Origin of the sequence: Exiguobacterium sp. s141 (genome assembly GCF_018618085.1) — a bacterium.
GTDB lineage: Bacteria > Bacillota > Bacilli > Exiguobacteriales > Exiguobacteriaceae > Exiguobacterium > Exiguobacterium mexicanum_A.
The window spans coordinates 412,874-427,664 of sequence record NZ_JACSLJ010000001.1 but is presented as its reverse complement, the minus strand read 5'-3'; the positions used below and the strand labels follow the sequence as shown (position 1 = coordinate 427,664).

Sequence of the window (14,791 nt, the reverse complement as noted above, 5' to 3'; positions counted from 1 at the left end):
AAAATCGAAGGAGCGATGCCCCATGAACGAATCATTACATATGTTGAAACGCTTGACGGATGCCACAGGTGTCCCTGGAAATGAAGGTGAAGTCCGCTCACTCATGCGTGAGTATTTAGAACCTCACGTCGAAACGTTCGAACAGGATGGGCTCGGCAGTCTGTTTGGTCGAGTGACGGGCGATGCGGAAGGTCCGCGTGTCATGATTGCCGGTCATATGGACGAAGTCGGGTTCATGGTCACGCGCGTTGAAGAGGGCGGTTTCCTCCGCTTCCAAGCACTCGGCGGCTGGTGGAACCAAGTTCTCCTCGCACAGCGCATGGACGTCGTCACACGCTCGGGAGAGAAAATCCCAGGCGTCATCGGTGCCAAACCACCTCACGTCCTTCCGGTCGAGGCACGCAAGAAGCCGGTTGAGATCAAAGACATGTTCCTTGATATCGGTGCAACGTCGAAAGAACAAGTGGCCGAGTGGGGCATTCGTCCGGGCGATACGGTCGTCCCGCATTGTGAGTTCACGGTCATGAAGAACGAAGATTTCTTGATGGCGAAAGCATGGGATAACCGAATCGGTTGTGCCATCGCGATCGAGGCGGCGAAACGTTTGAAGAACGAACAAGTACCAGGTGTCGTCTACACTGGAGCGACGGTCCAAGAAGAAGTCGGGTTGCGTGGCGCCGTCACGGCCGCCAACTTGGTCAAACCAGACGTCGCCATCGCCGTCGATACAGGCATTCCTGGAGATACGCCAGGAATGACACCGGCAGAAGGATTGTCGAAACTCGGGGAAGGGGTCCAAGTCATCTTCTTTGATGCGACGACCGTCACGAACCCACGCCTCATCGATTTGATTGTCGACGTGGCCAAAGAGAACGACATCAAGTACCAATTGGATTTGACGCCGGGCGGCGGGACAGACGCAGGTCGGTTCCATTTGTCTGGAGTCGGGATGCCGGCCGTCGCGCTCACGGTGCCGGTCCGTTATTTGCATACGAATGTCTCGATCATTCACAAAGCAGATTATGAAGCAGCCGTCGATTTGGTCGTAGCGCTCACGAAACGACTCGACCAAGAAACGGTTCAATGGTTGAAAGAGGGATAACATGACGAAAATCACGTCTACGAAAAGTGAGACGATCAAACGCTTAAAGCGATTGATGACAAAAAAAGGCAGACAAGAGTCCGGGCAATTTTTAGTCGAAGGGGAGCATTTGGTCGACGAGGCGATTCGTGCCGGACGACTCGTTCAGCTGATTATGGGGGAATCGTATACCCCGAAAGGATCGTGGCGCCTCGATGAGATGCCGGTCCTCGAACTATCGGACCATGTGGCCGACCTGTTATCTGAAACGGAGAAGACGCAAGGCGTCTTCGCCGTCGTCAAGATGGCCCCGGTCGAACGGAAGATGAAGCACGTCCTCGTCCTCGACCGGATTCAAGACCCAGGTAACCTCGGGACGATGATTCGTACGGCCGATGCGGCCGGATTTGACACGGTCCTCCTCGGCAAAGGGACGGTCGACCCGTTCAACGCCAAGGTCGTCCGGGCGACGCAAGGTTCGTTGTTCCACGTGAACGTGCGCTCGGTCGATTTGCTCGAGACGCTGCCAGAACTGAAGAGCGCAGGCTTCCATGTGTATGGGACCGCACTCGCGAAAGCGACGTCTTACGAACAAGTCGACTTCAAGGACAAAGTCGCGCTCGTCATCGGCAATGAGGCGCAAGGCGTCCATAACGACGTACTTGATTTATGTGACACGCGCGTTCATATCCCGGTTCTCGGCGATGCCGAATCATTGAACGCGGCTGTTGCGGCGGGCATCCTCATGTACCGGATCGCATTACAATAATCTTGTCAGCACTGAAAAATCGTGATAGGTTTATAACATCGAACAACATACCGAATAGACGTTGAAAGAGCATAGTACGCGAACTACCGAACGAGTACAGGGAGCATGGGCCGAGACTGCGAGCCGATGCCTTGGTCGGCGCCGAATTCACTCTCGAGTCGTGTTGGAGACAACACCGGGGTAGCATCCCGATATCGATGCTCTCAAGTGGGCCGATTTCGGCCAAGTAGGGTGGTACCGCGATTATTCGTCCCTTCAGTCATCGACTGGAGGGACTTTTTTTGTAGAGGAGGAAATAAGGATGAAAGAACAGCTAGAACAATTACAGCAAGAGGCATTGCATGAGATTCAGGCGGCTTCGTCGCAAAAAGAATTGAACGATGTCCGCATCAAATATTTAGGGAAGAAAGGTCCGATGACCGAAGTGCTTCGTGGGATGGGGAAACTTTCTCCTGAAGAACGTCCGGTCGTCGGAGAGTTGGTCAACACGGTCCGGACGACGATCCAAGACACGTTAGAGGCACGGATCGAGGAAGTGAAGGCGGTCGAACTTGAAGCGAAACTCGCGGCTGAGACAATCGACGTCACACTACCGGGTCGGACGGCGCTGCCGGGCCATACCCATTTACTTCAACAAATCGTCGATGAGATGGAAGACTTGTTCGTCGGGCTCGGCTATACAATCGCCGAAGGCCCGGAAGTCGAGACAGACCTGTACAACTTTGAGATGCTCAACTTGCCGAAAGACCATCCGGCACGTGATATGCAAGACTCGTTCTATATCACGGATGAGACGCTTCTCCGGACACACACGTCACCAGTTCAGGCCCGGACGATGCTCCAAGCCGACGGGAAACCGATTCGAATCATCTGCCCGGGGAAAGTGTACCGCCGCGACGAAGACGACGCGACACACTCACACCAGTTCATGCAAATCGAGGGGCTTGTCGTCGATGAGCACATCTCGATGGCTGATTTGAAAGGCACACTCGAAGTGTTCGTCAAGCAATTGTTCGGTGAGACGCGTGAGATTCGTCTTCGCCCGAGCTTCTTCCCGTTCACGGAACCATCAGTCGAAGTTGATATCTCTTGCTTCAAATGCGGAGGCAAAGGCTGCAACGTCTGTAAGGGAACAGGCTGGATCGAGATTCTCGGAGGCGGCATGGTCCATCCACGCGTACTCGAGATGGCTGGCTATGACGCCACGAAGATGTCTGGATTCGCATTCGGGATCGGCGTCGAACGGATGGCGATGTTAAAACATGGAGTAGACGATATCCGTCACTTCTATACAAACGATCTACGTTTCATCGAGCAATTCTAAGGGGGAACACATATGTTATTATCGAAAAAATGGTTGAATCAATATATTGATGTATCAGACTTGAGCGGGCAAGAACTCGGAGACTTGATCACGAAGAACGGAATCGAAGTCGAGAGCGTCATCAGCCGCGCTGAAGGATTGTCAGGACTCGTCGTCGGTCACGTCCTCTCGTGCGAGAAGCATCCCGAAGCGGACAAGTTGAACGTGACGACGGTCGATATCGGTGCGGACAGCCCGGTGCAAATCGTCTGCGGCGCACCGAACGTCGCGACCGGACAGCACGTCATCGTGGCGACGGTCGGAGCTCGTCTCCCAGGACTCAAAATTAAGAAAGCGAAACTTCGTGGTGTCGAGTCACAAGGCATGATCTGCTCACTCGAGGAACTCGGTTTTGAGAAGAAGCAGATTCGTGAAGATGAACAGGACGGCATCCATACGTTCCGTGAATCGGTCGAGGTCGGTGCGGACGTCATCAGCTTACTCGACCTTGACGACGAAGTGATCGAGCTCGGGTTGACACCGAACCGCTCGGATTGCTTGAGCCTATACGGAATCATCCATGAAGTCGCGGCCATTCTCGAGCGCCCTTACACGCTTCCGTCGGCAGATGTGACGACTGACGCACCAAACGCGGTCAGTGTCCGTCTCGAGACAGACAACTGCCCGTACTACGCGACACGTTGCGTCGATGGTGTCACAATCGGAGATTCGCCACAATGGCTGAAGAACGTCTTGATTGCCGAAGGTGTCCGGCCAATCAACAACGTCGTCGATGTGACGAACTATGTCATGCTCGAGCTCGGCCAGCCGCTACATGCGTTCGATACGGCAAAACTCGGGACGACGATTGCTGTCCGTCAAGCGCATGACGGCGAAGAAATCGTCACGCTCGATGACGTGACGCGCACGCTCGATGCCTCGATGATGGTCATCACGGACGGTGAACGTCCTGTCGCCATTGCCGGCGTCATGGGCGGTGCAAACACAGAAGTCGATGCGACGACGTCGAGTATCATCCTCGAGTCGGCCTACTTCGCACCGGCATCGGTCCGGAAGACGAGCCGTACGCTCGGATTGCGTTCGGATTCGAGTGCCCGCTTTGAAAAAGGAGTCGACCCGGAACGGTTGCAACTGGCCCTCGACCGTGCCGCCGAGCTCATCGTCGAAGTGAGCGGTGGCACGATCAGCGACATCGTCGTCGCTGGGGACAAAGCTTCAGCGGCCCGGACGATCGATGTCTCGGTCGCCTATATCAACCATCGCCTCGGGATGGACCTTGAACAAGCGACGATCGTCCGCATTTTGGAGCGGCTCGGTCTCGACGTGACCGGAGACGAGACGTTGACGGTCCACGTACCGTCACGCCGGCCTGACTTGGAACTACCGGCCGACATCACGGAAGAAGTGGCGCGCCTCTATGGGTATGACAGTCTGCCGTCGACACTCCCGGCGTCGCGTTCAAAAGGGTACCTCCCACGAGAGAACGTGTTACGTCGCCGAGTTCGTCGTGTCCTTCAAGGGACAGGATTGTCGCAAGCGATCACGTACTCGCTCACGAGCGTCGGACACGCCGCACGCTTCAGTGGGGAAGGCTCGGACAAAGTTAACTTGGCGATGCCGATGAGCGAAGAGCGCTCAGTGCTCCGGACCTCACTCGTCCCAGGTCTCCTCGAAGCGGCGCGATACAACACGTCACGCCAACAAGCGAATGTGCGCTTGTATGAAACAGGGCGCGTCTACGTGGAAGAAGGCGAGACGTTACCACGCGAAACGGAACGCGTCGCCGGTGTATTGACGGGGCTTTGGTACGACCATCGCTCGCAAGGCACACGTGTCCCGGTCGACTATTTTGTCGCCAAAGGCATCGTCGATACGCTGTTGCATGCACTTCGCATCGACGCGACGTATGAGGCGGCGACGATTGCGGATATGCATCCGGGCCGGACTGCGAACGTCCTCGTGGACGGACGTGTCATCGGCTATGTCGGACAAGTCCATCCGGGCGTGTCAAAAGAAGCGTACGGTTTGAAAGAAGTGTACGTATTCGAGCTCGACTTGGATGTGTTGCATCAGACGGCACAACTCGTCTACGAAGATGTGCCACGTTTCCCATCGATCTCACGCGACTTGGCACTCGTCTTGAAGCGGGATATCCCGGCGGGTCAAGTCGAAGCAACGATCAAACAGGCTGCCGGACCGCTCTTGATCGACCTCGCCGTGTTCGATGTCTATGTCGGGGAGAACGTAGGAGACGATGAAAAATCGATCGCCTTCTCGCTCAAATATCAAGACCCGACGCGCACGCTTCAGGATGAAGAAGTGACCGCGTCGTATGAAGCAATCCTTGCGGCCGTTCAAGCGGCCCACGGCGCAGAAGTTCGCGCCTAACCTAAAAAAGGTGTCCACCCCGTGTGGACACCTTTTTTGAGTTTACTGGACCTCGAGAGCCAAGTCGCCGAACTTCGTCCAACCGACGAGGCATGTCACTTTATACAACAGGAGCGTGATGACGGCCGGGAGGACGACACCCGTTCCGACGAAGATGAGGAACGCGTCCATTCCTTGCGCGGCAAGGATGTTGAGCGGGGCGATCAACGAGTTGAGGCCGAGCCCTGCGATCTCATATGGGACCTCGAGCGAGAAGACGAGCGTCGCGATTGGAGCGCTGATCATCGCCGCGATAAAAGGTGGCATGACGACGCGAGGGTTTTTGACGACGTTCGGGAACTGCACTTTCGGTGTGACGAAAAACGAGGCGACCAACCCGCCCGGATCCGTTTGGCGATACGCCATGAGGGTGAAGCCGACGAACTGGGCCGTACATCCAATCAACGCGGCGGCGCTGGCGACCGGGTCGAGCTGGAGCGCGATGGCGAGTGCGGCCGATGAAGCAGGCGACATGAGCATGACGCTAAAGACGAGCGCGATGACGAGCGATGTCGCGATTGGCGATGTATTGACCGAAGCGGTGATGCTCGCACTGATCGAGTTGATGAGCGGTGTCGTGACGGCGGCTGCCCCGACCCCGACGATCCCGCCGCCGAGGACGGCTGTGACCGGGACGACCATCATGTCGAACTTCGTCTTGCCGAGGACACGTTTACCAAGCCAAACCGCAGCCGCGGCCGCGATTAAAGCACTGATCGGTTGACCAGGTACGAGCACGAGCCCGCTCTCGGTCGGTTGGAGCGCCGCACCACCGACGGTTGCCGCAATCATCGCACTGAACAAAACGAGGGTATTGCCGCCGAGCTGGTAGGCGACACCGGCACCGAGTGCCGGGGCGAGCAACGATTTCGCGACTTGGCCGATCAAGACGAGTGTCTCGATTCCGGCCATCTTCCCAATCGTTTCAATCAAGAGGCCGACCCCGAGCGTGACAAGGACGGCGCTTGCCATTCCTGCTGATATTTTGATCATCCGATCCATTGCGTACGGTTTCACTTCCATCATCTCCTCTATGTGTATCGTTCCAATAAAAAAACCTATCCAGATTGGATAGGCGCGTCGGTCAAACCATGAGCGCCTCGTCCGAAACCATCGAAACAAGGGCCCAAAAATTCGTCTCGGTCATCGAGTCGATTTTCAGTCCCTCAGTCGAATAATAATCAGTAGGCCGTGTTGTGCATGGGTTTTCATCAGTGCCAGCTCCTCCGTTTGTTAAGATTTGTCTAAGAGTAACATGATATTTTTCAATAATCAATATTTTCTGAAAATTCATTTGAAAAAAATTGAAAACCGCTCAAAAAGAAAGACGGCCCCTTGCAGGACCGTCTTTCTTTAAGATGTGCTGGCGGCGAGTGAGCCGACTTGTTGATCGATGAACGCCATCGAGATCGAATTGAAGTGATCGGGTTGGTCAACGTTGACGACGTGACCCGAGTCCGAGACGACCTGGACGCGGGCCGTCGGTTGATGTTTCGCGGTCCGTTCGACAGCTTCGAGGAACATGTAGTCCTCATCACCCATAATATAGAGAATCGGTACGTTCGTCTCGATTGACGAGAAGTGACGAAGCAACGGATTCATATTCTCGGTCATCTTGAACCAGCGGATGAACTCGCGCTGGCATAGGTTGGCCGCGTCGCGGACGAACATCATCCGTGATTTTTTATGACGTTTTTTTGGTAGCAAGATCCACGCGAACAACTGATACAGCCACATGTACGGCACGAAGCTCTGCACGAGACTGCCAAGTCGAATCAACAACGTCGAGCGGACGTTGAACTTGACAATGGCCCCACCGAGCACGACGGAAGCGATTCGTTCCGGATGGTGCTCGAACATCGCCTGGATGACGATTGTCCCGAGCGACAGGCCAACCATATGTCCTTTTTCAATCTTCAAATGATCCATGACTTCGACGACGTCTTCGACGACGACGTCGAGCGTATATGCGTTCAGCGGTTGGTTCAACGACTGTTCTTCGTTGTACGAGCCGCCGTGTCCACGGAGATCGAGCAAGAGCACGTTATATTTTTTTTTGAACGGCCGAATTTGACGATACCAATGCGACAGACTTCCACCGGCGCCATGGATGAAGATGACCCAAGGATGGTCGTCGCTTAAAGTGTACGTTTTATAATGCAACATGAACGCTATCCTCCAAAAATTTTTAAGTTCATTAAACCCTAAAATTAATATACCATATCTTCGAAGTGAGGACTATCGTTTCAGCTCACTCAAACGGATCGCTTTCTTCGTGTTGGCGAAGTGGACTTTCGCCACTTCGTTTAAACGTTCTTGACCGTAACGGATGATCAACTCGGCAGCGACTTGATCGACTTTGGCACCGGCCCCTTTCGGTAACGTGACCCCGAGTGTCGCGCTTAACTTGTCCATTTCTTTTAAGAACAAGGCCCGGGCGAGAATCGAGGCAGCGGCCACGGCGACGTGCAGTCCTTCTGCTTTCGTCGAGAAATAGACGTCGTCTTTGACGACCGCCTTTTCAGATCGCAAATGGTTGTAATAGACGTTCTTTTCAGCGAACTGATCGATTAAAATCGCGTCCGGTGTCGCATCGAGCTTCTGTAATAAGGCCGACAAGGCGGCATTATGAGCGATGGCCGTCATTTTACCTTGTGTCATCGTTCGCTGCATCTTATTATACGTCGGATTGTGCAGCGTCGCTTTCTGATAGGTGATGGTAACATGTAAATCTTTGGCGATGCGGACGATCTCTGTATCGGACAACAGTTTTGAGTCTTTGACCCCGAGCTCTTTGACAAGGGCGATTTTCTCTTTCGGCACATAGGCGGCGACGACGACGAGCGGTCCGAAATAATCTCCTTTTCCGACTTCATCGCTCCCGATGACAGACCAGTCCGAAAAGCCTTCCGGTAGAACGGTTTTAGGCACACTTGGTTCTTTCTTTATACTCGTTCCCCATTTTGCGGCCTCGCTGTCGGCATCGCGTCCTTGGAACATGACTTTACCCGAATTGTAGACCGTAATCACACACTGAGGTGTTTTGGCACTGAATCGTGCATGGGGCGGTGGATTGACCGCGTGGGCCCGATAACTCGCGATAAGTTCTTCTTGGGCCGCGGTCGACAATTTGATGACTTGATTGCCCAACGTGAGCACTTCCTTTCTAACTCTAGCAAATCAATCTTACATTTTTTTTAGATATTTTGAAACCAAAGTTTCGCTCTAAACGTATAGACAAGTGAGTAAAGAAAGAAGAGAGGTGAGTCGGAGATGTGGTGGCGCGATGACACGGATGAAGATGAGGCGGGATCTCTCTATAAACATATTCTCGAGCTAGAGGCTAGGATTGCGAAGCTGATCGCCCATCAAGTCAGGGTGCGTCGCCTGCTGATGCAAGAATCGTCGGCCGCGGCGACCGAACAAATCATTGCGCTGCAAGCGGAAGTCGATCATTTTTTATCGCTATTGCGACAAGAGCGAGCGGAAGCGGTCGATCGCTACGACCGCTTGCGTCTCGAACAGACGTTAGGACGTGTGCGGCAGGTGGTCGATCAACCGACCCGGCCTTTGTCCGAATGGGACACGATCGAGCAAGCACTCGCACTCGAAGTCGAACATTTACGTCGTGTTCTTTCCTATGAACGACAGCGTCGCGCCGAGGAGGAGTGGTAATGGAATCGTTAGATCAGCTGTATTGGTGGGTACTCATCATCGCCGGTCTCGGTACATTTTTGTACATGTTATTTTCAGATGCGTTTGATTTATTCGATGGTTGGTTCAATCCAGCGGTCATCCTGTCATTTTTAGCACTCGGTGCGGGCATCGGCCTCATTTTGAACGCGCTCGCCCATGTGTCCCCGATGATCGGGCTCGCCGTCGCACTCGTCGGATCGTTCGCGCTCACGACGCTCCTGTACTTATTCGTCCTCTTGCCGTTATCGAACGCGGAAGAATCGATCGGGATGACCGATGAATCGCTCGTCGGACTTGTCGGACGGTTGACCGTCCCCGTTCCGGAAGGCGGTTACGGGGAAGTACTCGTCGAATCGGTCATCGGTTCGATTTTAAAGACGGCTCAAAGTGTGGACGGCAAAGCGATTCCGAGTGATCGACGGGTCATCATCATCGAAGTCGAACGAAACATTGCGGTCGTCATGGAATATGACGAGCCGACAATCCGAAAGGAGTTTTAACTTATGAGCACAGCCATATTAGCCAGTATTATCGTCGGGGTGATTTTGCTCGCCTTGATTTTCGTCTTCGTGTTGAAGTATCGCACGGTCGGACCAGATGAGGCGCTCATCGTCACCGGCAGTTACTTAGGGAAAAAGAACGTCCATAGCGACGCGTCGGGCAACCGTGTAAAGATTATCCGCGGGGGCGGAACGTTCGTCTTGCCGGTGTTCCAGCAAGCGGAACCGCTCAGCCTTCTTTCGAGCAAACTTGAAGTGACGACGCCGGAAGTGTACACCGAGCAAGGCGTACCGGTCATGGCGGACGGTACGGCCATCATCAAAATCGGTGGCTCGATCAGCGAGATCGCCACGGCGGCCGAGCAGTTCCTCGGCAAACCGAAAATCGAACGCGAGAACGAGGCGAAAGAAGTGCTCGAAGGTCACCTCCGTTCCATCCTCGGTTCGATGACAGTTGAAGAGATTTATAAGAACCGCGATAAGTTCTCACAAGAAGTCCAACGCGTCGCCTCACAAGACTTGGCGAAAATGGGGCTCGTCATCGTGTCGTTCACGATTAAAGATGTTCGTGACAAGAACGGCTATCTCGAATCACTCGGGAAACCACGAATCGCGCAAGTGAAACGCGATGCTGATATCGCAACGGCCGAAGCGGACAAAGAGACACGCATCAAACAAGCAGAAGCGATGAAAGACGCGAAGAAAGCTGAACTCGAACGGGCTTCGGAAATCGCAGAAGCCGAGAAAGAGAACCAGCTCCGCATCGCCGCCTATCGTCGTGAGCAAGACGTCGCCAAGGCCCGGGCTGACCAAGCGTATGAACTTGAAGAAGCCCGCGCCAAACAAGAAGTCACTGAGCAACAGATGCAAGTCCAAATCATCGAGCGTCAAAAGCAAATCGAGCTCGAAGAGAAAGAAATCATGCGTCGTGAGAAACAATACGATTCAGAAGTGAAGAAAAAGGCCGACGCCGACCGCTATGCCATCGAACAGTCAGCGGAAGCCGACAAGGCGCGTCAAATCGCCTCGGCCGATGCCGAGAAATATCGTATCGAAGCGGAAGCGAAAGCCGACGCCGAACGCGTTCGACTCGCCGGTGTGGCCGAAGCGGACTCGGAACGAGCCAAAGGGGAAGCCGAGGCCGAGATTATCCGCTTGACGGGTCTCGCCGAAGCCGAAGCGAAACAAAAAATCGCCGAAGCGTTCGAACAGTATGGACAGGCTGCCATTCTCGACATGGTCGTCAAGATGCTTCCGGACTACGCGAAACAGATTGCAGCACCGCTTGGCAATATCGACAAGATTACGGTCGTCGATACGGGCAGCGGCAAAGATGGGGGTGCCGGCAAAGTCACAGGCTACGCCACAGACTTGATGGCATCGCTCCAACAGACGCTCAAAGCGTCGTCAGGAATCGACATGAAAGATTTACTCGACAATTTTGCCGGGAAAGGCAACGTCCAGCCGAGCGCGAATCGCGAATTGAGCGAATCGACGTTCGCCGCGACCGAAGAGTGAGCCGAGAGCCACAGACAATCGTCTGTGGCTTTTTTGTTTCGTGCGGATTCCTCTAAATTTGATAGGAAAGACTTCAAACTCGATCAGTTTCTGACGATAAGGGAGATGTCAGACCATTAGAGAGAGGAAGTAGCTATTATGAAGAAATCACTCATCATCGGCTTGTTGGCCGCATGTGTGACTTGGTTGCCCGGTTGTCAGTCTGTCATCGACCAACCGGAACAAACCGTGGAAACACGTCAATCGATGGGCGTCGTCTTGTCCGATGTTGGTCTCGGGGACCAATCGTTCAGCGACGCGGCGATGCGCGGCATGGGGCAACTCCGGGAGACAGGGAAATGGTTCGTCGACTATCGCGAGCTTGCCGAGACGGAGACATATAAAGCGGGGTTCGAACAGCTCGTCGCGGACGGACATGATGTTATCATCGGTCTTGGTTTCGCATGTCAGACGGATCTTGAAGCGGTGGCGGCCGAACATCCAGAGCAACAGTTCGCGTTGATTGATGCCGTATCGACGTTACCTAACGTCATCTCGGTGACGTTCCAAGAGACGGAAGGCAGTGCACTCGCCGGGGCAGTCGCGGGGCTCGAGACGGAATCGAATAAAATCGGTTTCATCGGGGGTGTCGACAACGAGCTGATTCAAAAATTCGGGACCGGCTTCGAGCTCGGTGCAAAAGGCGTGAATGAAGACGTAACGATGCTCGTCGATTACGCCAACGATTTTGCCTCGCCTGAAATCGGACGTAAGTTGGCAGAGAAACAGATTGAAGCCGGAGCAGACGTGCTGTACGCCGCTGCAGGACTGACAGGGGTCGGTGTCTTAGAAGCAGCGGAACGGAACGGCGTGAAAGCGATTGGCGTCGATAGCGACCAATCGATGATCGCACCGGACGCGGTCATCACGTCGATGTTGAAACAAGTCGATTTGGCCATCGTCGAAATCGCGGATCGGGTCGAAGCGAAGGCGTTCAACGCTCACGTCGAACTCGGGATCGATCAAGGCGGTGTCGGTTTGGCCGCTCTTCGTCGTGTCCAATGGGATGACGACGAGACAAAACGGTTCGAGGCGTTTCAGAAACAGTTGATGGAGGGGACGCTGAAATGAGCTTACGGAAACGGTTCATCTTTTCGACCGTGTTCACGGTCTTATTGATTGTCTTGATGATGAGTTATGTCTTGTCGACGTTGAATCGTCTGCAAACTTATAACGAGCAGTACGGCACCCAGATGATTGAGTTGTCCCAACTCGAGACGTCGCTCTTGCAGGAGCAGTCCCTGTGGACCTCGCTCGGTGAGCAGATGAGCCAATCGACGCTCACGCAGCTCGAGCGGATTCGGACGACAAACACGGAGACGTTTACGACATTGAAACAGACATATCTTATTCCTGAATTTGCGAACCACCTCGAACGTGCGACGATGAAGTATGAGCGAATCGGAGCCGAGGTCGAGGCGGCCGAGGCCGGCGGAATCGCCGCCCGGATTCAAGCGGCGAAGCTTGAAGGGGTATTGAACGATGTGAATACGCTCCTCTTGAAAAATGGAACATTCTACGAGGCGTTACAAGCCGAGGCGGCGAGTGAGACAAAACGTCTCCTGCTCGTGTCCATATTGTTGACGGTCTTTGTCATCGTCGCACTCAGTGTATACAACTTCTTCTTCGCCCGCTCGATCACCCACCCGCTCGAACGCAATGTCGAGGCGGCGGAAGCAATCGCGGCCGGACGATTGATCACGCTGCCGGATTCGACGCGACGTGATGAAATCGGACGCTTAGAACGAGCGATGCGGGAAATGACGATGTCGCTCCAGACGGTCATCGGTTCCATCCGTGTCACGTCGATGAAAGTGAACGATATGACAGAGACGGCGGCTGCTGAGAACGAGGCCGTGGTCAGTACGACATCGAACATCACGAATGCGGTCGATGAGATGGCGAACGGGGCCCAGTCGATTGCGACCGAACTGCAAGAGACACTTGAATCGGTCGGCATCATGGCGACCTCGTTCGAGACAAGTTTGAACCAGACGAAGCAGACGACCGAACAGACGTCTGAGATGACACGCGAAGTCGCAGCCGGCATCGAGACGTTGACGGACCAGGAAGCGATTTTAGCACGTTCGAGCGAACGTAACGCATCGCTCGTCAACCGGATGGATGATTTCGCCCGGAAAACAGAAGAAATCGAAAAAATGGCGAAGCTCGTGGAAGATGTCGCCGCCCAGACGAACTTGCTCGCCTTGAATGCGGCCATCGAGGCTGCACGGGCAGGGGAGGCAGGACGAGGTTTTGCAGTCGTCGCCAGCGAAGTGAAGAAATTGGCCGAGGAGAGCAACGTGGCGACACGTTCTATCTTTGGTGTCGTCCAGACGATCCGGGACGAGGTCGTCCGCTTGACGGACATGGTCGAAGAGTCGAGTCGGGAACAGACGGCACAGCTCGAGGCGTTCGGAATGACGAAGCAGGCGTTCAACCGAATCCATGACCGCACGGACCACGTCGCCTCGTTTGTCAGTACGATTGAACGCGAGATGGTCGCGTCGAGTTCGGAAGTGACGAACGTCTTGAAACGGGTTGAAGAAGTGAGCGGCGTAACCGAGGAACTTGCGGCGGGGAACGAAGAAGTCGCAGCCTCGATGAAAGAGCAGCAAGCGAGCTTCGATCAGATTTTCGCTTTGATGCAAGAGCTAGAAGGGCAAGCCGCGGCACTCGCGAACCAAGTCCAACATTTTGAAGAGCACTGAGACAAGTTTCGGCTTGTCTCTTTTTTGTCGTCTTGTTATGTACGGGAAGCGGATGCCTTCGTCCGATAGGCGCGTGGAAAACGACGAGTTCGGCCTCGGCACAGATGACAACGTTTCTTCATACTATAGAAAAGACTCGCTCGAGGAGGGGACGTATGGAGAAGTGGAAACGATATGTCGTCGTGCTGCTGATTGGACTGTTTATCGGGGTGGGCTATATGTTTTATTCGAAAGAACCGGAGACGCCGATGGTCGAACAGTTCGTTGCGACACCCGAACCGGAAGTCGAGCCGAGCGTCCCGACCGAAATCGTCGTCTATGTGACAGGGGCGGTCGAGGCACCGGACATGTATACGATGCCACAAGGGGCGCGTGTCGGTGACGTGTTGTCACTCGCTGTCTTGACGGATGAGGCCGACCCTGAGCAATTGAACTTGGCCCAACTGCTCGTCGATGGGACGAAAGTGAGCGTCCCGAAAAAAGGAGAGACGGTCGTTGTGCCGGCCGCTGAAGAAGCGAGCGGGGGGACGAACGGGGTCCATGTCAACAGTGCGACGAAGGACGAACTGATGACCGTACCGGGCATCGGCCCGGCCAAAGCCGAGGCGATTCTCAATCATTTGAAACAACATGGGCCGTTCAAGTCATACGAAGAGATTGGCAACGTCAAAGGATTCGGAGAGAAGACGTTAGAAAGCATGGAAGGCTATTTATTGGTCCCGTGAC

The 14,791-nt window shown here is 54.4% G+C and carries 13 protein-coding genes; 10 read left to right on the top strand and 3 right to left on the bottom strand.

Translation table 11 applies throughout. The features are described 5' to 3' along the window. Window positions 1-22: 22 nt before the first annotated feature. The 4 genes from KNP74_RS02225 to pheT all read left to right on the top strand — a co-directional run bounded on the left by KNP74_RS02225 (window position 23) and on the right by pheT (window position 5,562). Window positions 23-1,102, top strand: coding sequence for a M42 family metallopeptidase (locus KNP74_RS02225; protein WP_034778191.1), 1,080 nt, complete (start codon window positions 23-25; stop codon window positions 1,100-1,102). 1 nt (window position 1,103) lies between these two features. Further along, window positions 1,104-1,850 (top strand): TrmH family RNA methyltransferase, encoded by a 747-nt coding sequence (locus KNP74_RS02220; RefSeq protein WP_214712737.1) that lies wholly within the window; start codon window positions 1,104-1,106, stop codon window positions 1,848-1,850. Between the two features lie 301 nt (window positions 1,851-2,151). After that, on the top strand, window positions 2,152-3,174 hold the full coding sequence (gene pheS, locus KNP74_RS02215; RefSeq protein ID WP_034778187.1) for a phenylalanine--tRNA ligase subunit alpha: 1,023 nt from the start codon (window positions 2,152-2,154) through the stop codon (window positions 3,172-3,174). Between the two features lie 12 nt (window positions 3,175-3,186). Further along, window positions 3,187-5,562: a phenylalanine--tRNA ligase subunit beta gene (gene pheT, locus KNP74_RS02210; protein ID WP_214763246.1), complete on the top strand. Its 2,376-nt coding sequence runs from the start codon at window positions 3,187-3,189 to the stop codon at window positions 5,560-5,562. Window positions 5,563-5,604: 42 nt separating this feature from the next. Here the strand turns inward: pheT and KNP74_RS02205 are convergent, their stop codons facing one another. From KNP74_RS02205 to rnhC, 3 genes are all read right to left on the bottom strand, one after another. Then, a complete protein-coding gene (locus KNP74_RS02205; protein ID WP_214763245.1) occupies window positions 5,605-6,627 on the bottom strand; it encodes a PTS sugar transporter subunit IIC in 1,023 nt (340 codons plus the stop codon). A gap of 327 nt (window positions 6,628-6,954) precedes the next feature. After that, window positions 6,955-7,767: an alpha/beta fold hydrolase gene (locus KNP74_RS02200; RefSeq protein WP_138859206.1), complete on the bottom strand. Its 813-nt coding sequence runs from the start codon at window positions 7,765-7,767 to the stop codon at window positions 6,955-6,957. A 72-nt stretch (window positions 7,768-7,839) separates the two neighbouring features. Further along, the gene (gene rnhC, locus KNP74_RS02195; protein WP_214712734.1) at window positions 7,840-8,751 is read right to left on the bottom strand and encodes a ribonuclease HIII; all 912 of its coding nucleotides are present in this window, start codon (window positions 8,749-8,751) and stop codon (window positions 7,840-7,842) included. Window positions 8,752-8,874: 123 nt separating this feature from the next. Here rnhC and KNP74_RS02190 point away from each other — a divergent pair, with 123 nt between their 5' ends. From KNP74_RS02190 to KNP74_RS02165, 6 genes are all read left to right on the top strand, one after another. Next, on the top strand, window positions 8,875-9,276 hold the full coding sequence (locus KNP74_RS02190; RefSeq protein ID WP_034778175.1) for a hypothetical protein: 402 nt from the start codon (window positions 8,875-8,877) through the stop codon (window positions 9,274-9,276). Continuing rightward, window positions 9,276-9,797, top strand: a complete 522-nt coding sequence (locus tag KNP74_RS02185; protein WP_034778172.1) for an NfeD family protein — start codon at window positions 9,276-9,278, stop codon at window positions 9,795-9,797. Before KNP74_RS02190 ends, KNP74_RS02185 begins: the two co-directional genes overlap by 1 nt. Before the next feature lie 3 nt (window positions 9,798-9,800). Next, on the top strand, window positions 9,801-11,315 hold the full coding sequence (locus tag KNP74_RS02180) for a flotillin lipid rafts scaffold protein FloT (protein ID WP_034778170.1): 1,515 nt from the start codon (window positions 9,801-9,803) through the stop codon (window positions 11,313-11,315). 138 nt (window positions 11,316-11,453) lie between these two features. Then, window positions 11,454-12,425 (top strand): BMP family lipoprotein, encoded by a 972-nt coding sequence (locus KNP74_RS02175; RefSeq protein WP_034778167.1) that lies wholly within the window; start codon window positions 11,454-11,456, stop codon window positions 12,423-12,425. After that, the gene (locus tag KNP74_RS02170; RefSeq protein ID WP_214763244.1) at window positions 12,422-14,065 is read left to right on the top strand and encodes a methyl-accepting chemotaxis protein; all 1,644 of its coding nucleotides are present in this window, start codon (window positions 12,422-12,424) and stop codon (window positions 14,063-14,065) included. Before KNP74_RS02175 ends, KNP74_RS02170 begins: the two co-directional genes overlap by 4 nt. 155 nt (window positions 14,066-14,220) lie before the next feature. After that, on the top strand, window positions 14,221-14,790 hold the full coding sequence (locus tag KNP74_RS02165; protein ID WP_034778163.1) for a helix-hairpin-helix domain-containing protein: 570 nt from the start codon (window positions 14,221-14,223) through the stop codon (window positions 14,788-14,790). Window position 14,791: the final 1 nt, after the last annotated feature.